Here is an 18,919-nt window from a genome sequence, read left to right on the forward strand (position 1 = left end):
TCACCCTAACCGGGTACGCGCAAGGCCCCGCCGCCCGTGGTGGGCGGCGGGGCCTTGCGGCGGAACGTACGAGGTCAGGCAGCCGAGCTGGAGCTGCTGCCCGTGCTGGACGACGTCGAGGAGGACGAAGCGGCAGGGGCGGCGGCAGCGGTGGACGTCGTCGTGGACGACGTGGACGCCGGCTTCGAGGCAGGGGTGCTGCTCGACGAGGCGCCGCGGCTGTCGTTCCGGTAGAAACCGGAGCCCTTGAAGACGATGCCGACCGCGGAGAACACCTTCTTCAGGCGTCCGTCACAGCTCGGGCACACGGTCAGCGCGTCATCGGTGAACTTCTGCACGGCCTCAAGGCCCTCACCGCACTCGGTGCACTGGTACTGGTAGGTCGGCACGAATTTCCTCCTGGCACTCTCACTCAATGAGTGCTAACGACGCTCCATGGTGACGTATTCCGGCGGATCAGTCCACCGTCACCGGCGTGCGGTGACCGATCCCACGCTCGTTCACCCGATTACGGGTGACGGGCGCGGCGGCCGCCGGCACGGCGGCCGAGGACGAGTTCACGATCCGGCTCGGGGCCTGCGGGGCCAGCTTCGCACGCAGCGCCAGCAGCGTCGCCAGCGCGAGCGCGGTGGCCACGAGCGGCACGAGGAAGCCGTACGAGGACCCGTGCGCGTCCGTCAGGCGGCCGGCCAGGGTCACGGCGCCGGCCTGACCGAAGGCGACCGCGCCGGTCAGCCAGGTGAAGGCCTCGGTGCGCGAGGCGGCCGGGATGAGCTGCTCGATCATGGTGTAGCCGGTGATCAGCGCGGGGGCGATGCACAGGCCGACGACCAGGCCGAGCGCGCCCAGCAGGATCACCGAGTGGGCGGCCCACAGGACGGAGGCGGCGGCGGTCAGGCCGATGTAGCCGAGGATCAGGCGGCGGCGCGGGCCGATCTTCCAGGCGATGGCGCCCATCGCGATGCCGGCGGTCATGTTGCCGGCGGCGAAGACGCCGTAGAGCAGGCCGTTGGCGCCGGGGTTGCCGATCTCGTTGGAGAAGGCGGCGAGGGAGACCTGCATGCCGCCGAAGACGGCGCCGATACCGATGAACGCGACGATCAGGACGCGCAGGCCCGGGAACGACAGCGCGGAGGCGTGCTTCTCGCCGTTCGCGAGGGCGGGGGCCGCCTTCGGCTCGGTGGAGCGCTGGGCGGCGAAGAACAGGCCGCCGAGCAGGGTCAGGGCCGCCTCGGTGGCCAGACCGGCCGCCGGGTGGACGCCGGTGCACAGCGCGGTGGCGAGGACGGGTCCGACGACGAAGGTGAACTCGTCGGTGACGGACTCGAACGCGGCCGCGGTCGGCAGCAGCGGGGAGCCCTCCAGCTTGGCCGCCCAGCGGGCCCGGACCATGGGTCCGACCTGCGGGACGGAGGCGCCGGCCGGGACGGCGGCCAGCGCGAGCACCCACAGCGGGGTGCCGATCAGGGCCAGCGCGGTCAGCGCGCTCACGGCGGCGGCGTGCAGGAGCACGACCGGCACGAGGACGGCGCTCTGGCCGCGGCGGTCGGTGAACTTGCCCATGACCGGGGCGAACAGGGCCATGGAGACGCCGGTGACGGCGGCGACGATGCCCGCGGAGCCGTAGGAGCCGGTGGCGTGCTGGACGAGCAGCAGGATGCTGATGGTCAGCATGCCGAAGGGCAGGCGCGCGGCGAAGCCGGGGAGGACGAAGGAGAGGGCACCGGGCGTGCGAAGGAGCTGCCCGTAGCCGGGTCGTGCGGACTTGTCGGTCGTGACCGCGGATGTCACGGCCTGGCCTTTCCGCTGCCTGGTAGAACTCCCCGTCTGCGGACGATGGGCCGCTTTGTGAGCGGCCGCACCCGTACATGTGGGAGCCCCGAGAGCTGTCCTCTTGCGCAGAACCGAGTGATACCTGGGCGCCCACTGCGGGAGGGAGCCACGGCCGCTTTGCGGTCGCGCCAGCTCTGCGTCAGGCAGAGTTGGTTCGATCTGTTGTGCCTTCATCGTACAGGGGAATCCGCTACCACGCCCTGTGATTACGGTGACAACTCGTGTCTTCACCTGCGATTAACTGGAATTTCGCATTCCCCTGCCACCGATATGGGGGCAAGGGCGGGCACACGCCACCGAAACCGTGTGAATTAGAACGTCACTCTAAGTCAAAACGGTCACGCGCGCGGCCGCTCCGGACACCCTCCGCCACCTAGAGTGACGTCGCGCCGCCGGTTCCGAGCCACCCCGCGAGCTTGCCCCCGCGCGCGACCGCCCGCAGCCGCGCCTCCGCCGCGTCCCGCACCGGGTCCGTGGCGACCACCAGCAGGTCGTCCCCGCGCCGCAGCACGGTCGACGGCGCCGGTACGAAGCTCTTCGCGTCCCGGACCACGAGGGTCACGGAGGCCCCCGCGGGCAGTCGCAGCTCGCCGACCTCCACGCCGTGCATGCGCGAGGCGGGCGGGATCGAGAAGGACAGCAGGTGCCCGCGCAGCTTCTCCAGCGGCGCCGACTCGATCCCGAGGTCCGAGGCGGCCTCGTCGGTGTCGCCGAGCTCCAGCTTGCGCGCCAGCCACGGCAGCGTCGGTCCCTGCACCAGGGTGTAGACGACGACGAGGACGAAGACGATGTTGAAGACCCGGTCGCTGCCCTCGATCCCGGACACCATGGGAATGGTCGCCAGGATGATGGGGACCGCACCGCGCAGCCCCGCCCACGACATCAGGGCCTGCTCCTGCCAGGGGATCCGGAAGGGCAGCAGGCTGACGAAGACCTCCAGGGGCCGCGCCACCATCGTCAGCACCAGGCCGATGATCACGGCGGGCCAGAAGTCGTGGACCAGCTCGTGCGGGGTGACCAGCAGGCCCAGCAGCACGAACATGCCGATCTGCGCGATCCAGCCGAGTCCGTCCGCGAACCCCCGCGTCGCCGGCCAGTGCGGCAGCTTGGAGTTCCCGAGCACCATCGCGGCCAGGTACACCGCGAGGAAGCCGGAGCCGTGGGCCATCGCGCCGGCCGCGTACGCCGTGATCGCGATGGCCATCACCGCGATCGGGTAGAGGCCCGAGGCGGGCAGGGCCACGTGCCGCAGCCCGTACGAGCCGAGGAAGCCCACCGTGAGGCCGATGGCGGCGCCGATCGCCAGCTCCAGCGCGATCTTGCCGATCAGGACGTACCACTCGTCCACGGGCCCGACCGTCGCGAAGGCCACCACCAGGATGACGACGGGAGCGTCGTTGAAGCCGGACTCGGCCTCCAGCACACCCGTGATCCGGGAGGGGAGGGGGACCTTCCGCAGGACGGAGAAGACGGCCGCCGCGTCGGTCGAGGAGACGACCGCGCCGATCAGCAGGGCCTGGCGCCACTCCAGCCCGACCAGGTAGTGCGCGCCCGCCGCCGTGACGCCCACGCTGATCGCGACGCCCACGAGCGACAGCATGACCGCGGCCGGCAGCGCGGGTTTGATCTCTTTCCACTTGGTGCCCAGACCGCCCTCGGCGAGGATCACGACGAGCGCGGCGTAGCCGATGACCTGCGTCAGCTCGGCGTTGTCGAAAACGACGTTGCCGATGCCGTCCTGGCCTATCGCGACGCCTATGCCGAGGTAGATGAGCAGGCTGGGGAGACCGCTTCGCGAGGAGACGCGTACCGCCGCGACCGCGACGAGCAGCACGAGCGAGCAGACCAGCAGGAGCTCATTGAGCGTGTGGACAGTCAGCGGGCGGCCCTTCCTCAAGGCGCCGCCCGGCGGATCGTTCCTCCCGAGGGCGCGTTCGGCAAGTACTTCGTTACCTTACCTAATCTTTGACGCTTCCTTAACGCGCTCCTCACATTGTGAAACGCCGCACCGGCCTTGTCCTCGGCACCCGGGACCGGACATCCCGGTCGGGCCGGGCAGCCCCTCGACCCCTGGCGGATCAACGCACCCGGGTCTGCGCCTATGGTTGCTCCCAGTACTCCCAGGACCACCCTGCCCCTCTAAGGACAGCGATGCCCGCCAACGAATCCGGACCTTCCGTCAAGAAGAAGGGACGACGCGCACGCCTGCTCGTGCTCGTCATGGTCCTGGCGCTCTTGGCGGGCCTCGGCTACGGCGCGTACTGGAGCGCGGACACCGTGCGCGCCTCGTTCCCGCAGACGACCGGCTCCCTGAAGGTTCCAGGCCTGACCGGGACCGTCGACGTGAAGCGCGACGAGCACGGGATCCCCCAGCTCTACGCCGACAACGACGAGGACCTCTTCCGCGCCCAGGGCTTCGTGCACGCCCAGGACCGGTTCTGGGAGATGGACGTACGCCGCCACATGACCTCCGGCCGTCTCTCCGAGATGTTCGGCTCCGGGCAGGTGGAGACGGACGCCTTCCTGCGCACGCTGGGCTGGCGGCAGGTCGCGCAGGCCGAGTACGACACCAAGCTCTCGCCCGAGACGAAGAAGTACCTCCAGGCCTACGCCGACGGGGTCAACGCGTACCTGAAGGGGAAGTCCGGCAAGGACCTCTCCGTCGAGCACGCGACCCTCAAGCTGAGCGAGGGCTACGCGCCGGAGCAGTGGTCGCCGGTGGACTCGGTGGCCTGGCTCAAGGCGATGGCCTGGGACCTGCGCGGCAACATGCAGGACGAGATCGACCGCTCGCTGATGGCGAACAAGCTGTCGCAGGCGCAGATCGACGAGCTCTACCCGCCGTACCCCTTCGACCGGAACAAGCCGATCGTCGAGGGCGGCACGGTCGCGGGCGGCAAGTTCGCCCCCCAGGGCACCCCGGCCACGGGTACGGGTACGGGCACCGGCACGGGTACGGGTACCGGCACCGGAACCGGCACGTCCAACGGCGCCGGCACGGGTACGGGCACCGGAACCGGCACGGGTACCGGTACCGGCTCGCAGGCCGCCCCCCACGGCGGCACCCCCACCGGGCTCGCCGGCAACGCCACCGCCCAGGGCGCGAGCGTCGGCCTGCGCACGCAGCTGACCGCCCTCTCCAAGACCCTGGACGAGATCCCGGCCATCCTCGGCCCCAACGGCAGCGGCATCGGTTCGAACTCCTGGGTCATCTCGGGCAAGTACACGACCACCGGCAAGCCCCTCCTCGCGAACGACCCGCACCTCTCCCCGCAGCTGCCCTCGGTCTGGTACCAGATGGGCCTGCACTGCCGGGCGGCCTCGCCCCAGTGCCAGTACGACGTGGCGGGCTACACCTTCTCCGGCATGCCGGGCGTGGTCATCGGCCACAACGCCGACATCGCCTGGGGCATGACCAACCTGGGCGCCGACGTCACCGACCTCTACCTGGAGCAGGTGCGGACCGACGGCTACGTCTTCGACAACAAGACGCAGCCCTTCACCGTCCGCGACGAGGTCATCAAGGTCGCGGGCGGCCCCAGCAAGAAGATCACCGTCCGCTCCACCAACAACGGACCGCTGATCTCCGACCGCAGCGACGAACTCGGCACCGTCGGCTCCCGCGCCCCCGTGCCCAGCTCCGCCCCCGACCGGGGCGACGGCTACGCGATCGCCCTGCGCTGGACCGCCCTGGACCCCGGCAAGTCGATGGACGCGGTCTTCAAGCTCAACCGGGCCAAGGACTTCAACAGCTTCCGGGCGGCCGCCGCGGACTTCGAGGTCCCGTCCCAGAACCTGATCTACGCCGACAACAAGGGCGCCAACGGCAACATCGGCTACCAGGCCCCGGGCCGCATCCCGATCCGCACCCAGGGCGACGGCCGCATGCCCGCCCCCGGCTGGGACCCCAAGTACGCCTGGAAGGGCGGCAAGGACGGCAACGCGGGCTACATCCCGCAGAACGAGATGCCGTGGGAGCTCAACCCGGCGCGCGGCTACGTGGTCACCGCGAACCAGGCGGTCACGGAGAGCGGCACCGGCGCGGGCAAGTACCCGCACCTGCTGACCACCGACTGGGGCTACGGCGCCCGCAGCCAGCGGATCAACGACCTCATCGAGGCGAAGATCAAGGACAGCGGCAAGATCTCCACCGACGACATGCGCACCATGCAGATGGACAACAGCAGTGAGATCGCCGCGCTGCTGACCCCGATGCTGGCGAAGATCCAGGTCTCGGACCCGGACGTGCGCTCGGCGCAGAAGCTGCTGGAGGGCTGGAACTACACCCAGGAGCCCGACTCGGCCGCAGCCGCGTACTTCAACGCGGTCTGGCGCAACATCCTCAAGCTGGCCTTCGGCGACAAGATGCCCAAGGAGCTGCGGGTCGAGGGCAGCTGCGTGAACGTCCGTGACGAGACCCGCGGCCCCGCCGACGACCTCGCCGAGCTGGTCCGCGAATGCGGCACCCGCGGCCCCGACTCGGCGCAGCCCGACGGCGGCGACCGCTGGTTCGAGGTGGTCCGCAGGCTGGTCAAGGACGAGAAGTCGGCGTGGTGGCAGAGCCCCGCGGTCCGCGCCGACAAGGCGACCACCACCCGCGACGAGCTGTTCGCGCGGGCCATGGAGGACGCCCGCTGGGAGCTGACCGCCAAGCTCGGCAAGGACCAGTCGACCTGGAGCTGGGGCCGGCTGCACCAGCTGACGCTGAAGAACCAGACCATCGGCACCGAGGGCCCCGGCTTCATGCAGTGGCTCCTCAACCGCGGCCCGTGGAACCTGGGCGGCGGCGAGGCCACCGTCAACGCGACCGGCTGGAACGCCTCCAGCGGGTACGGGGTCACCTGGGTCCCGTCGATGCGCATGGTCGTGAACCTCAACGACCTGGACAAGTCCCGCTGGATCAACCTCACCGGCGCCTCCGGCCACGCGTACCACTCCAACTACACGGACCAGACGACCCTCTGGGCCAAGGGCGAGCTCCTGGACTGGCCCTTCGGGAAGGCGGCCGTCGACAAGGCGACGGTCGAGACCCTGACGCTGAAGCCGAACTAGCCGAAGCGCACCACCCCCGACGGGGTGGCGACCGCCTGGACGGGGTGGTCGTGCGGTTCCTCCGGGACCCGCGCGACCACCTCTTCGTCGTAGAGGAGCACCACCAGCGCCGGATGGACCCCGGCCCGCTCCAGCCGCGCCAGCACCCGGTCGTACGAGCCGCCCCCGCGCCCGAGCCGCATGCCGCGCCCGTCCACCGCGAGCCCGGGCAGCAGGACGGCGTCCGCCCCGGTCACCGCGTCCGGCCCGAGCCGCGGCCCGGCGGGCTCCAGCAGCCGCATCTTGCCGGGGTGCGCGGTCTCGGCGAGGCCGTCCGGCCCCTCGTACCGCGCCCAGTCGAGGTCGTTGTCGGGCAGCAGCAGGGGCAGCAGCACCCGCTTCCCGGCGGCCCGCAGCGCGTCGAGCAGGTCACGCGTGCCCGGCTCGCCGCCCACGGAGACGTACGCGGCCACCGTGCGCGCACCGGCCAGTTCGGGCAGCGCGAGGGCGGTGCGGGCGAGCGCGCGGGCGGCCGTCCGGCGCGCCTCGGGGGACAAGGCACGACGGGCGGCGAGCAGTTCCCGGCGCAGGGAGGCCTTCTCGGGCGTCCGGGGTCCGTTTTCGGGCGGATTTTCTACCACAGTTGAGTCTCAATTCCTTGCTCATTCGGGCATAACGGGAGGTATTCACCGTAATCTCACGAGGTGTTCGGCCGGACCCACTATCGTTCTGCCCATGACTCAGTCGCACCCCGTGATCAAAAAGGCCGTCATTCCGGCCGCGGGCCTCGGCACTCGGTTCCTCCCGGCGACCAAGGCGACCCCCAAGGAAATGCTCCCGGTCGTGGACAAGCCGGCCATCCAGTACGTCGTGGAGGAGGCCGTGTCGGCCGGCCTGGACGACGTACTCATGATCACAGGACGTAACAAGCGGGCCCTCGAAGACCATTTCGACCGGAACTACGAGCTGGAGTCGGCGCTCATCGCCAAGGGCGACGACGACCGGCTGAAGAAGGTCCAGGAGTCCAGCGACCTGGCGACCATGCACTACGTCCGCCAGGGCGACCCGCGGGGCCTGGGTCACGCCGTGCTCTGCGCCGAGCCCCACGTGGGCAGCGAACCCTTCGCCGTCCTGCTCGGCGACGACCTCATCGACCCGCGTGACCCGCTGCTGCGCCAGATGGTCGACATCCAGGCGCGCACCGGCGGCACCGTCGTCGCGCTGATGGAGGTCGACCCGGCCAGCGTCCACCTCTACGGCTGCGCCGCCGTCGAGCCGACGGACGACACCGACGTCGTCCGCGTGACCGGTCTCGTCGAGAAGCCGGACGCCTCCGAGGCGCCCAGCAACTACGCGGTCATCGGACGGTACGTCCTGAACCCGGCGATCTTCGGCATACTGCGGGAGACCGAGCCGGGCCGCGGTGGGGAGATCCAGCTCACCGACGCCCTGCAGAAGCTGGCCGCCGACGAGAGCGTGGGCGGTCCGGTGCACGGCGTGGTCTTCCGCGGCCGCCGCTACGACACCGGGGACCGAGGGGACTACCTGCGGGCCATCGTCCGACTCGCCTGCGAGCGCGAGGACCTCGGCCCGGAGTTCCGCACCTGGCTTCACCGTTACGTCACGGAGGAGATGTAGCACCTTGAGCAGTCCCGCACCGCAGGACACCGGCCACCAGCGTCTGTGGTCGGTGGACGAGCACCTCGCGGACGTACTCGCCGCCGTCCGGCCGCTGGAGCCCATCGAGCTCCAGCTGCTCGACGCCCAGGGCTGTGTCCTGGTCGAGGACGTCACCGTGCCCGTCGCCCTCCCGCCCTTCGACAACAGCTCCATGGACGGCTACGCCGTCCGCACGGCCGACGTCCAGGGTGCGAGCGAGGAGTTCCCCGCGGTGCTCGCGGTCATCGGGGACGTGGCGGCCGGCAGCGGTGACCTGCCCACCGTCGGCCCCGGCCAGGCCGCCCGCATCATGACCGGCGCCCCGCTGCCCCCCGGCGCGGAAGCCGTCGTACCGGTCGAGTGGACCGACGGCGGCACGGGTGGCGGCGCGGCCTCCGGGATGACCCCGGCCAGCACCGCGCCCGAGGGCGCGGGCGGCGAGGTACGGGTCCACCGCGCGGCCGAGGCGAGGGCGCACGTCCGGGCCCGCGGCAGCGACGTACAGGCCGGAGACCTGGCGCTGGCCGCCGGGACCGTCCTCGGCCCGCCGCAGATCGCCCTGCTGGCCGCCATCGGACGCGGCACGGTCCGGGTCCGGCCGCGGCCCCGGGTGGTCGTCCTGTCCACCGGCAGCGAACTGGTCCAGCCGGGTGAGGCGCTGACCGCCGGGACGATCTACGACTCCAACAGCTTCGCGCTGGCCGCGGCCGCGCGCGATGCCGGGGCCATCGCCTACCGGGTCGGTGCCGTCGCGGACGACGCCGACACCCTGCGGTCCACCATCGAGGACCAGCTGATCCGCGCCGACCTGCTGGTCACCACCGGCGGCGTCAGCGTCGGCGCGTACGACGTCGTCAAGGAGGCCCTGACCTCCGTCTCGGCCGGCGACGCGGCCGTGGAGGCCGGGAACGTCGACTTCCGCAAGCTCGCCATGCAGCCCGGCAAGCCCCAGGGCTTCGGCACCGTCGGCCCCGACCACACCCCGCTGCTCGCGCTGCCCGGCAACCCCGTGTCCTCGTACGTCTCCTTCGAGCTGTTCGTGCGCCCCGCGATCCGGGCGCTGATGGGCCTGCCCGCCACCGAGGTCAGCCGGCCGAGCGTGCGCGCCGGGCTCCGCAGCGACAAGGCGATCGGCTCCCCGTCCGGCCGCAGGCAGTTCCTGCGCGGCACGTACGACGCCGGCACCGGCACGGTCTCCCCGGTCGGCGGATCGGGCTCGCACCTGATCGCCGCGCTGGCGCACGCCGACTCCCTGATCGTCGTACCGGAGGACGTCACCTCGGTCGAGCCGGGCACCGAGCTGGAAGTGATCCTGCTCGGCTGACCACCCGCCCGGGCGGGTAGCGTGTGTCGCACCACACAGGTCCCCCGGGACCCAGAGCGGAGCGGCACAGCATGAGTACCGAGAGCAGGCTCACCCACATCGACGAGGCCGGCGCGGCCCGGATGGTCGACGTCTCGGCGAAGGACGTCACCACCCGGACGGCCCGCGCCAGCGGACGCGTCCTCGTCTCGCCCCGGGTGATCGAGCTGCTGCGCGGCGAGGGCGTGCCGAAGGGCGACGCCCTCGCCACCGCGCGGATCGCCGGGATCATGGGGGCCAAGAAGACCCCCGACCTGATCCCGCTGTGCCACCCGCTGGCGGTCTCCGGGGTGAAGGTCGACCTCTCGGTCGCCGACGACGCCGTCGAGATCCTCGCCACCGTGAAGACGACCGACCGCACGGGCGTCGAGATGGAGGCGCTGACCGCCGTCGCGGTCGCCGGACTCACCGTGATCGACATGGTGAAGGCGGTCGACAAGGGCGCGGTCATCACCGACGTCCGGGTGGAGGAGAAGACCGGCGGCAAGTCCGGCGACTGGAGCCGGGGATGAACGCCCCCCGCGGCGGCGAGGTGCACAGCCACGTGCCGCCGGTGGCCGGCGAGGCCTGGACCGCGGCGGGTCGGCCCGCCGCCCCGGCGCCCGCGCCGCGCGCCCTGGTGGTCACCGCCTCCAACCGTGCCTCGCAGGGCGTCTACGCCGACCGGGGCGGCCCGCTGCTCGCCGAGGCGCTGGAGGGGCTCGGCTTCGAGGTGGACGGCCCGCGCGTGGTCCCGGACGGCGATCCCGTCGAACAGGCGCTGCGCGAGGGCGTGGCCGCCGGGTACGACGTCGTCCTGACCACGGGCGGCACGGGCATCTCGCCGACCGACCGGACCCCGGACGCCACCGCCCGCGTACTGGACTACGAGATCCCCGGCATCCCGCAGGCCATCCGCGCCGAGGGCCTCGCGAAGGTGCCGACCGCCGCGCTGTCCCGGGGCCTGGCGGGCGTCGCCGGCCGCACCCTGATCGTGAACCTGCCCGGCTCGACGGGCGGGGTGAAGGACGGCCTCGCCGTGCTGGCGCGGATCCTGCCGCACGCCGTCGACCAGATCCGCGGCGGCGACCACCCCAGACCCGCGCCGGCTCCCGGGAGCCCGAGCTGAACGGCCCGTCCTGGCCGGTGGCACTGGCGGACGGCGATGTCACGCTCCGGCCGATAAAGCTCCGGGACCAGCGCGCCTGGCGCGAGGTCAACCGGCGGAACCGCGAATGGCTGCGGCCGTGGGAGGCGACGATCCCGCCGCCCGCGCCGTGGGGCCCGGTCATCCACCGGCCGACGTACCGGCAGATGGTCCGCCACCTGCGGGCGGAGGCCAACGCGGGCCGGATGCTGCCCTTCGTCATCGAGTACGAGGGGCGCCTCGTCGGCCAGCTGACGGTCGCCGGGATCACCTGGGGCTCGATGTGCGCCGCCCACGTGGGCTACTGGGTGGACCGGGACGTGGCCGGGCGCGGGGTGATGCCGACGGCCGTCGCGCTCGCCGTGGACCACTGCTTCGGGAAGGTCGGGCTGCACCGCATCGAGGTGTGCATCCGCCCGGAGAACGGTCCGAGCCGCCGCGTCGTGGAGAAGCTCGGCTTCCGCGAGGAGGGCCTGCGGCCGCGGTACCTGCACATCGACGGCGCCTGGCGGGACCACCTCGTCTACGCGCTGACCCTGGAGGAGGTCCCGGAGGGACTGCTGCGCCGCTGGCACCGCACGAGGCCGCAGGAAAGCCCCCCGGCGAACGCCTGAAACCCGGTTATCGCAAAGGCGTTCGAATTCTTGCCGATTCGCCCATAACCTGATCCGAAGAATCGGAAAAAAAGTCCGTGATATCAGCCTGATCGTGCGACACACCGGCTCAATTGGCTGATCCCCCCGCCCGCGCCCCTCTACGGTGTGGGGTGTGAGCAGCAGCGGCCTCATCTACGCAGTCATTGTCGGGGCCTGGGCCGCCTACTTGGTGCCCATGTGGCTCCGGAGGCAGGACGAGCTGAACGAAGCCCGTCCGACGGAACGCTTCTCCACTGCCATCCGGCTGCTTTCCGGCCGGGCGGGAATGGAGCGCCGTTACGCCAAGGGGCTGCGTGAGCGCGGTGACGAACAGGCGGAGCCCCAGCCCCACGCGGACCCGGACGCCGCGACGGAAACGGTGAATTCCGTGGACGCCGACGCCCGGGCCTTCGGCGTGCCCCCGACCAGGACCGAGCCGAGGTTCGCCGAGGCCGAACGGGTGCGGCGCCAGCAGCGCCTCCAGGTGCTCGCGCGCCGCCGGCGCACCACCGCGCTGCTCTTCCTCGCCTTCAGCGCCGGCGCGATCGTCGCCGCCGTCGGCGGACTCCAGTACCTGTGGGCGCCCGCGGTGCCCGCCCTGCTGCTGAGCGCGTACATCGTGCACCTGCGCGTCCAGGAGCGCCGCCGCTACGAGTTCACGATGGACCGGCGCCGCGCCGAGGCCGCCGCCCGCAACCTGCGCGAGAACCGCCCCCGCCGCCGGACCTCCGAGGACTCCGCCGCCGCGGGCGCGGCCGAACCGGACCCTGCGCCACCGGTCTCCCCCCAGGAGGCCGGGCGCCGGGCGCTCGTCGAACAGACCGACCACGCCGAGTGGGTGGACCAGCAGCGCGAGCGCGAACGCGGTCCCGCGCGCGGCGACAGCTGGGAGCCGGTCCCGGTTCCGCTGCCGACCTACGTGACGGCCCCCGTCGCCCCGCGCGCCACCGGCCCGGCCGCCCCCGACGCCTGGAGCGCGACCCGCTCCAGCACCGCCGAGCCCACGGAGCCCCGGCTGCGCGCCCAGCCCGGGGTCCCGAAGCCGAAGACGGAGCCCAGGCCGGAGCCGGTGCCCGCGCCGGAGCCGAAGCCGGACCCGCGGCCCCAGGCCGCCGCCACCCCGCGCCCCCGCGGCCGCGACCGGGGCCGCACCCCGCTCTTCGACCAGTACGAGGGCGAGGACCGGCCGCGCGCCGCGAACGAGTGATCGGTGACCTGCGCGGACGCTCCCGACAACCCGTTTTGGAGCACCCGCGAGGGGATGCTAATGTTTCACACGTCGCAAGGGCCTGTGGCGCAGTCTGGTAGCGCACCTCGTTCGCATCGAGGGGGTCTGGGGTTCAAATCCCCACAGGTCCACAAACGACAGTTCGCGAGTAGCTCTCGGGAACGTCATGAGATCCCGTCCGGTCGGAAGACCGGGCGGGATCTTCTGCATGTCCGGACCGTGCGGGGGGACTTGGCCGCGCCGGCCCGTCCCGCCCCGCCGGTGAGCCGTCGTCAGGCGGGGCGGCGGGGGCGGGTCAGGGGTTCAGGGGCTTCGCCATGCAGAGGCTGGAGTCGTGGAAGCGGTAGTAGCCGAACTTCTCGGACGGGGTGTAGCCCGAGGAGAGGTAGAGGGCTATCGCCTCCGGCTGCTGGTCGCCCGTTTCGAGGACCATCCGCACGCGGCCCGCGGCGCGGGCGTCGGCTTCGAGCTCGGCCAGGATGCGGCGGGCCAGACCCAGGCCGCGGGCCGGGGGGACGACGTACATGCGCTTGATCTCCGCGTCGCCGTCGGAGTAGCCCTCGTCGCTCTTGTCCTGGCGGCGCCAGGCGCCGCTGGCCACGGGGGCGTCCGAGGCGTCGTAGGCCAGGAGGTAGAGGCCGTTCGGCGGGACGAACATCCCGGGGTCGAGGAAGGTGGCGTCGCCGTCGCCCTCGTAGCGCTCCTGGTATTCGAGCTGGACCTCGGCGTCGAGCTTGACCGCGTCGGGGTGGTCGTAGGCGACGGTGCGCAGATGTATCCCGTGAGACATCAGGACATCGTACGGAAGCGTCCGGCTATGGTGCTGGGATGCTCACTGTGACCTCCGTGAATGTGAATGGGATCCGCGCCGCCGCCAAGAAGGGCTTCGGGGAGTGGCTCGCGGGATCCGACGCCGACGTCGTGTGCCTCCAGGAGGTACGGGCCGAGGAAGGGCAGATTCCGGAGGAGGTGCGGCAGCCGGAGGGCTGGCACACCGTGTTCGCGCCCGCCGCCGCCAAGGGCCGGGCCGGGGTCGCGCTGTACACGCGCCGGGCCCCGGAGCGGGTGCGGGTCGGCTTCGGCAGCGACGAGTTCGACGCCTCCGGGCGGTACCTGGAGATCGACCTGCCGGGCGTGACCGTCGCCAGCCTCTACCTGCCGTCGGGCGAGGCGGGCACCGAGAAGCAGGACGAGAAGTACCGCTTCATGGCCGAGTTCCTCCCCCATCTGGCCGCGCTCAAGGTGCGGGCCGCCGCGGACGGGCGCGAAGTCGTGGTGTGCGGGGACTGGAACATCTGCCACCGGGAAGCGGACCTGAAGAACTGGAAGACCAACCGCAAGAACGCCGGCTTCCTGCCCGAGGAGCGGGAGTGGCTGGGGAAGGTGTACGCGGAGGCCGGCTACGTCGACGTCGTCCGCGAGCTGCACCCCGACGCCGAGGGTCCGTACTCCTGGTGGTCCTACCGCGGCCGGGCCTTCGACAACGACGCCGGCTGGCGGATCGACCTCCAGGTCGCGACCCCGGGACTGGCCGGCAAGGCCGTGAAGGCCTGGGTGGAGCGCGCCGAGACGCACCCGGAGCGGTGGTCGGACCACGCCCCGGTGACGGTGGTCTACGCGCTCGGGTCCTGACCGGCGGCGAGCAGCCGGTCCATCGCCATGGTGAGCTCCGCCTCGACCACGCTCTTCGCGAGCGGCCGCAGGCGGGGCAGGGCCTCCTCGGACAGGTGCGTGGAGATCAGCTCCGTGAACAGGGCGGCCATCGCGTCCGCGTGTTCGCGCACGCGGCGGCCCGTCTCCAGCACCACCGCCAGCGGTACGCCCTCGCGGACCAGCGCCGACGAGACGTCCAGCAGGCGGCGGCTGACGTGCACGATCGCCTCGCCGTCGACGGCGAGGTAGCCGAGGTCGAGGGAGGCCGCCAGGTTCTCCGGGGTGACCTCGCCCTCGAAGTAGTCGGCCAGGGCCTCCGGGGACAGCCGCACCGGGGTCTCCTCCGACCAGCCGATGCCGAGCAGCTCGCCGAGCTGCGTGACGTCGCGCCCGCTCTCGAACGCGGCGGTGAGTTCGGCGATGCCGCCGAGGGTGTGGCCGCGCTCCAGCAGGGCGGCGATCGTGCGCAGCCGGGCGAGGTGGTGGTCGTCGTACCAGGCGATCCGGCCCTCGCGGCGGGGCGGCGGCAGCAGCTTGCGCTCGCGGTAGAAGCGCAGGGTGCGCACGGGGATGCCGGCCGCCTCGGCCAGTTCCCCGGTCCGGTATTCGCGTGCCATCGCGGGCCCGTCCTCCGTCGTCACTGCTGTCACTTCGTCCGCCACACGGGCAGCCTAGGGCGTACCGTCGGTAACTTTCCGGGCGCGACCCCTACCCATGGGTACGGCGCTGCTCTACTCTCCCGATTGTGCCAGTGATTGCTGGCAGTGTTGCGGTGTGGTGGCTGGGACTGCGGAAGCGGAAGGCGGCGGGCATGGGCGGCATGGACGAGCGTGCACACGTGGGACGTGAACACGTACGCGTGGCGGTGATCGGGTCCGGGTTCGGCGGGCTCGGCGCCGCCGTACGGCTGCGGCGGGAGGGGATCACGGACTTCGTCGTCCTGGAGCGGGCGGACTCCGTGGGCGGGACCTGGCGCGACAACAGCTATCCGGGGTGCGCGTGCGACGTCCCCTCGCACCTGTACTCCTTCTCCTTCGCGCCCAACCCCGACTGGCCGCGGACCTTCTCCGGGCAGCCCGCCATCCGGGAGTACCTGGAGCACGTCGCCGACGTCTTCGGACTGCGCCGCCACATCCGGCTGAACCACGAGGTCCGGATGATGCGCTGGGACACCGAGGAACTGCGCTGGGAGATCGAGACCTCAGCCGGGGAGCTCACCGCCGACGTGGTGGTGTCCGCGACCGGGCCGCTGTCGGACCCGAAGGTGCCGGAGATCCCCGGGCTGGCGGAGTTCCCGGGCAAGGTCTTCCACTCCGCCCGCTGGGACCACGACTACGACCTGCGCGGCAAGCGCGTCGCGATGATCGGCACCGGGGCCTCCGCGATCCAGATCGTGCCCGCCATCGCCCCCGAGGTGGAGCGCCTCACGCTCTTCCAGCGGACCCCGCCGTGGGTCATGCCGCGCACCGACCGGGCCATCAGCACGGTCGAGCGCTGGCTGCACCGCCAGCTGCCCTTCACCCGCGCCGCGCGCCGCGGGCTGCTGTGGGGGATCCGCGAGCTCCAGGTCAGCGCCTTCACCAAGCGGCCGAACCAGCTCGGCCTGGTCGAGTCCCTGGCCAAGGCCAACATGTCCCGCTCGATCAAGGACCCGCAGCTGCGGGCCAAGCTGACGCCCTCCTACCGGATCGGCTGCAAGCGGATCCTGCTGTCCAACGCCTACTACCCGGCGCTGGCCCGGCCCGACGTGGACCTGGTGGCCTCCGGGCTGAAGGAGGTCCGCGGCTCGGTCCTCGTGGCCGCCGACGGGACCGAGACCGAGGTCGACGCGATCATCTTCGGCACCGGCTTCCACGTCACGGACATGCCGATCGCCGACCGGGTCGTGGGCGCGGAGGGCCGGACCCTCGCCGACGCCTGGAAGGACGGGATGCAGGCGCTGCGCGGGGCGACCGCGGCCGGCTTCCCCAACTGGATGACGATCATCGGGCCGAACACCGGTCTCGGGAACAGCTCGATGATCCTCATGATCGAGTCCCAGCTGAACTACATGGCCGACTACATGCGCCAGCTCACCCTCCTCGACGGGGGCGGTCAGGGCGGGCGGACCGCGCTCGCCGCGCGGCCCTCCGCCGTCAACCAGTGGAACCGGAACGTCCAGGCACGGATGGAGCGGACCGTCTGGAACACCGGCGGCTGCACCAGCTGGTACCTGGACTCCCAGGGCCGCAACACCACGGTCTGGCCGGGCACGACGGGCGAGTTCCGCAAGGAGACCCGGACCGTCGACCTCTCCGAGTACGAGGTCATCCGCGTCCGGGACCGCGAGCGCGCCCCGGCCGTCGCCGCGGCGGCGTCCGGGAAGGCCGGGAAGGCCCGGGCCGGGGCCCCCGCCGGGCCGGCGCCGCGCCCCGCACCCGTGGAACCGGCCGCGGCCCCCGCCGTCGCCCCCGCCGTCGCCGAGGAGGGGGCGGCGTGAGCCGGCCCGCGCACGTCACCACCGGGCGCTACGCGCCGCCCGCCCCGGCCCGCGTACTGGAGGTCACCTCCGCCGACGGGGCCCGCCTGCACGCCGAGGTCCATGGCGCCGAAGGCGCCCCGGCCGTGGTCCTCGCCCACGGCTGGACCTGCTCCACCGCCTTCTGGGCCGCGCAGATACGGGACCTGGCGCAGGACCACCGCGTCGTCGCCTACGACCAGCGCGGCCACGGCCGCAGCCCCGCAGCCCGGGCCTACGGCACCGACGCCCTCGCCGACGACCTGGTCGCCGTCCTGAAGGCCACCCTCGCCCCGGGCGAGCGGGCCGTCGTCGCCGGGCACTCCATGGGCGGCATGACCGTCATGGCGGCCGCCGGACGGCCCGAGTTCGCCGAGCACGCCGCGGCCGCCCTGCTGTGCAGCACCGGCAGCTCACGGCTCGTCGAGGAGGCGACCGTACTGCCGCTGCGCCCCGGGCGGCTGCGGACCCGGGCGACGCACGCGGTGCTCGGCTCGCGCGCCCCCCTCGGGCCCGTCACGCCCCTCGCCCGCTCGGTCCTCAAGTACGCGACCATGGGCCCGGGTTCCGCCCCGGACCGGGTGGAGGCCTGCGCCCGCATCGTCCACGGCTGTCCCACCGGGGTCCGCCACGCCTGGTCCCGGGTACTGGCCGGCCTGGACCTGGACGCCGAACTGGCCCGGCTGACCGTGCCCACCGCCGTCATCGGCGGCACGGACGACCGGCTCACCCCCATCGCGCACGCCCGCGCCCTCGCCGCGGCCCTGCCGCACTGCGCGGGCCTCACCGAACTCACCGGCGCGGGCCACATGACGCCCGTCGAGGCGCCGGAGGCGGTCACGGCCGCCCTGCGCGCCCTCACCGCCGAGCACCTCCCCGTACGGCCGGCCGCCACGGCCGACGGGGCAGCAGTCACCGAGGCCGAGAAGGAGAAGACGCCGTGAGCCGCAGCAGTCTGGAAGGCCAGGTCGCCGTCGTCACCGGCGCCGCCCGCGGGGTGGGCGAGCTCCTCGCCCGCAAGCTGTCCGCGCGCGGCGCGAAGATCGCCCTGGTGGGCCTGGAGCCGGAAGCCCTCAAGGAGGTCTCCGAGCGGCTCCACACCGACAGCGCCCACTGGCACGCCGACGTCACCGACCACGAGGCGATGGCCCGCGTCGCGCAGGAGGTCAAGGAACGCTTCGGCAAGGTGGACGTCGTCGTCGCCAACGCGGGCGTCGCCGCCGGCGGCCCGTTCGCCGACTCCGACCCCGTGGCCTGGCGCCGCGTGATCGAGGTCAACCTCATCGGCGGGGCGGTCACCGCCCGCGCCTTCCTGCCCGTCCTCGCCGAGAGCCGCGGCTACTTCCTCCAGATCGCCTCGCTCGCCGCGATCACCCCGGCCCCGATGATGACGGCGTACTGCGCCTCGAAGTCCGGGGTGGAGGCCTTCGCCCACTGCCTGCGGGCCGAAGTCGGCTACAAGGGGGTCAAGGTCGGCGTGGGCTACCTGTCCTGGACCGACACGGACATGGTGCGCGGAGCCGACGAGAACGACGTCATGCGCGAGCTGCGCCAGCGCCTGCCGTGGCCCTCGAACCGCACGTACCCGCTCGGCCCCGCCGTGGACCGGATCGTGGCCGGCATCGAACGGCGCTCGCCGCACGTGTACGCGCAGTGGTGGCTGCGCGGCATGCAGGGCGTGCGCGGTTACCTGCCCGGGATCATCGCGACGGTCGGACAGCGCGAGATGAAGCGGTTCGAGCCGCGGCTGGCCGGTGTCTCCAAGGGGCTCGTGGGAGCCGGCGGGGCCGCCGACGAGAAGGAGCGCACGCGTAACACCTAGGCCATATGGCCGAAATGCGAGGAAACGTCCCCCATGTCAGGCTGGTCGACAACACGCCCCGACCACCGTTCA

Annotated in this window: 17 protein-coding genes and 1 tRNA gene; 12 read left to right on the forward strand and 6 right to left on the reverse strand. The window is 72.3% G+C overall.

What is annotated here, in order from left to right; all coding sequences use genetic code 11:
* Window positions 1-74: 74 nt before the first annotated feature.
* The 3 genes from AC07B0_RS21385 to AC07B0_RS21395 form a co-directional block, all read right to left on the reverse strand.
* Window positions 75-389: an FmdB family zinc ribbon protein gene (locus AC07B0_RS21385; RefSeq protein WP_356872136.1), complete on the reverse strand. Its 315-nt coding sequence runs from the start codon at window positions 387-389 to the stop codon at window positions 75-77.
* 67 nt (window positions 390-456) lie between these two features.
* Complete coding sequence (locus AC07B0_RS21390) at window positions 457-1,791, reverse strand: MFS transporter (protein WP_356872134.1); 1,335 nt, start codon at window positions 1,789-1,791, stop codon at window positions 457-459.
* Window positions 1,792-2,206: 415 nt separating this feature from the next.
* A complete protein-coding gene (locus tag AC07B0_RS21395) occupies window positions 2,207-3,667 on the reverse strand; it encodes a potassium/proton antiporter (protein ID WP_356872450.1) in 1,461 nt (486 codons plus the stop codon).
* Between the two features lie 317 nt (window positions 3,668-3,984).
* Between AC07B0_RS21395 and AC07B0_RS21400 the strand changes: the two genes are divergently transcribed.
* Window positions 3,985-6,885 (forward strand): penicillin acylase family protein, encoded by a 2,901-nt coding sequence (locus AC07B0_RS21400; RefSeq protein WP_469380479.1) that lies wholly within the window; start codon window positions 3,985-3,987, stop codon window positions 6,883-6,885.
* Here AC07B0_RS21400 and AC07B0_RS21405 read toward each other — a convergent pair.
* Entirely contained in the window at window positions 6,882-7,505 is a 624-nt protein-coding gene (locus AC07B0_RS21405; protein WP_356872130.1) for a 5-formyltetrahydrofolate cyclo-ligase, read from the reverse strand. The two genes, AC07B0_RS21400 and AC07B0_RS21405, sit on opposite strands and share 4 nt — an antisense overlap.
* Before the next feature lie 94 nt (window positions 7,506-7,599).
* On the opposite strand from AC07B0_RS21405, the gene galU reads away from it, so the two are divergent.
* From galU to AC07B0_RS21440, 7 genes are all read left to right on the forward strand, one after another.
* Complete coding sequence (galU, locus tag AC07B0_RS21410; protein ID WP_356872128.1) at window positions 7,600-8,502, forward strand: UTP--glucose-1-phosphate uridylyltransferase GalU; 903 nt, start codon at window positions 7,600-7,602, stop codon at window positions 8,500-8,502.
* Window positions 8,503-8,506: 4 nt separating this feature from the next.
* Window positions 8,507-9,847: a molybdotransferase-like divisome protein Glp gene (gene glp / locus AC07B0_RS21415; RefSeq protein WP_467296242.1), complete on the forward strand. Its 1,341-nt coding sequence runs from the start codon at window positions 8,507-8,509 to the stop codon at window positions 9,845-9,847.
* A gap of 71 nt (window positions 9,848-9,918) precedes the next feature.
* Window positions 9,919-10,398 (forward strand): cyclic pyranopterin monophosphate synthase MoaC, encoded by a 480-nt coding sequence (moaC, locus tag AC07B0_RS21420; RefSeq protein ID WP_281207673.1) that lies wholly within the window; start codon window positions 9,919-9,921, stop codon window positions 10,396-10,398.
* Window positions 10,395-10,994 carry a MogA/MoaB family molybdenum cofactor biosynthesis protein gene (locus tag AC07B0_RS21425; RefSeq protein ID WP_356872124.1) on the forward strand — a complete coding sequence of 200 codons (600 nt, stop codon included), beginning with the start codon at window positions 10,395-10,397 and terminating at the stop codon, window positions 10,992-10,994. The genes moaC and AC07B0_RS21425 overlap by 4 nt, the downstream gene beginning before the upstream one ends.
* A 17-nt stretch (window positions 10,995-11,011) precedes the next feature.
* Window positions 11,012-11,626 (forward strand): GNAT family N-acetyltransferase, encoded by a 615-nt coding sequence (locus AC07B0_RS21430; RefSeq protein ID WP_356872122.1) that lies wholly within the window; start codon window positions 11,012-11,014, stop codon window positions 11,624-11,626.
* Between the two features lie 154 nt (window positions 11,627-11,780).
* Entirely contained in the window at window positions 11,781-12,854 is a 1,074-nt protein-coding gene (sepX, locus tag AC07B0_RS21435) for a divisome protein SepX/GlpR (protein ID WP_356872120.1), read from the forward strand.
* 78 nt (window positions 12,855-12,932) lie between these two features.
* A tRNA-Ala gene (locus tag AC07B0_RS21440) sits at window positions 12,933-13,006 on the forward strand.
* A gap of 164 nt (window positions 13,007-13,170) precedes the next feature.
* Here the strand turns inward: AC07B0_RS21440 and AC07B0_RS21445 are convergent.
* Window positions 13,171-13,665 (reverse strand): GNAT family N-acetyltransferase, encoded by a 495-nt coding sequence (locus AC07B0_RS21445; RefSeq protein ID WP_356872118.1) that lies wholly within the window; start codon window positions 13,663-13,665, stop codon window positions 13,171-13,173.
* Between the two features lie 38 nt (window positions 13,666-13,703).
* Here AC07B0_RS21445 and AC07B0_RS21450 point away from each other — a divergent pair, with 38 nt between their 5' ends.
* A complete protein-coding gene (locus AC07B0_RS21450; protein WP_356872116.1) occupies window positions 13,704-14,507 on the forward strand; it encodes an exodeoxyribonuclease III in 804 nt (267 codons plus the stop codon).
* Here the strand turns inward: AC07B0_RS21450 and AC07B0_RS21455 are convergent.
* Complete coding sequence (locus AC07B0_RS21455) at window positions 14,489-15,145, reverse strand: MerR family transcriptional regulator (RefSeq protein ID WP_356872448.1); 657 nt, start codon at window positions 15,143-15,145, stop codon at window positions 14,489-14,491. The genes AC07B0_RS21450 and AC07B0_RS21455 overlap by 19 nt on opposite strands.
* A 203-nt stretch (window positions 15,146-15,348) precedes the next feature.
* Here AC07B0_RS21455 and AC07B0_RS21460 point away from each other — a divergent pair, with 203 nt between their 5' ends.
* The 3 genes from AC07B0_RS21460 to AC07B0_RS21470 are packed head-to-tail and all read left to right on the forward strand — an operon-like array spanning window position 15,349 to window position 18,847.
* Entirely contained in the window at window positions 15,349-17,007 is a 1,659-nt protein-coding gene (locus AC07B0_RS21460; RefSeq protein WP_478898766.1) for a flavin-containing monooxygenase, read from the forward strand.
* Window positions 17,004-17,969 carry an alpha/beta fold hydrolase gene (locus tag AC07B0_RS21465; RefSeq protein WP_478865395.1) on the forward strand — a complete coding sequence of 322 codons (966 nt, stop codon included), beginning with the start codon at window positions 17,004-17,006 and terminating at the stop codon, window positions 17,967-17,969. Before AC07B0_RS21460 ends, AC07B0_RS21465 begins: the two co-directional genes overlap by 4 nt.
* Complete coding sequence (locus AC07B0_RS21470; RefSeq protein WP_467296254.1) at window positions 17,966-18,847, forward strand: SDR family oxidoreductase; 882 nt, start codon at window positions 17,966-17,968, stop codon at window positions 18,845-18,847. The genes AC07B0_RS21465 and AC07B0_RS21470 overlap by 4 nt, the downstream gene beginning before the upstream one ends.
* Window positions 18,848-18,919 lie beyond the last annotated feature (72 nt).

The sequence above is a fragment of the Streptomyces sp. NPDC044704 genome, assembly GCF_056433525.1.

Excerpts from the sequence above, each read along its gene's own strand:
- AC07B0_RS21400 (WP_469380479.1), top strand. The coding sequence starts at position 3,985 with ATGCCCGCCAACGAATCCGGACCTTCCGTCAAGAAGAAGGGACGACGC.
- galU (WP_356872128.1), top strand. The coding sequence starts at position 7,600 with ATGACTCAGTCGCACCCCGTGATCAAAAAGGCCGTCATTCCGGCCGCG.
- moaC (WP_281207673.1), top strand. The coding sequence starts at position 9,919 with ATGAGTACCGAGAGCAGGCTCACCCACATCGACGAGGCCGGCGCGGCC.
- AC07B0_RS21425 (WP_356872124.1), top strand. The coding sequence starts at position 10,395 with ATGAACGCCCCCCGCGGCGGCGAGGTGCACAGCCACGTGCCGCCGGTG.
- AC07B0_RS21445 (WP_356872118.1), bottom strand. The coding sequence starts at position 13,665 with ATGTCTCACGGGATACATCTGCGCACCGTCGCCTACGACCACCCCGAC.
- AC07B0_RS21450 (WP_356872116.1), top strand. The coding sequence starts at position 13,704 with ATGCTCACTGTGACCTCCGTGAATGTGAATGGGATCCGCGCCGCCGCC.
- AC07B0_RS21455 (WP_356872448.1), bottom strand. The coding sequence starts at position 15,145 with ATGGCACGCGAATACCGGACCGGGGAACTGGCCGAGGCGGCCGGCATC.
- AC07B0_RS21460 (WP_478898766.1), top strand. The coding sequence starts at position 15,349 with ATGGACGAGCGTGCACACGTGGGACGTGAACACGTACGCGTGGCGGTG.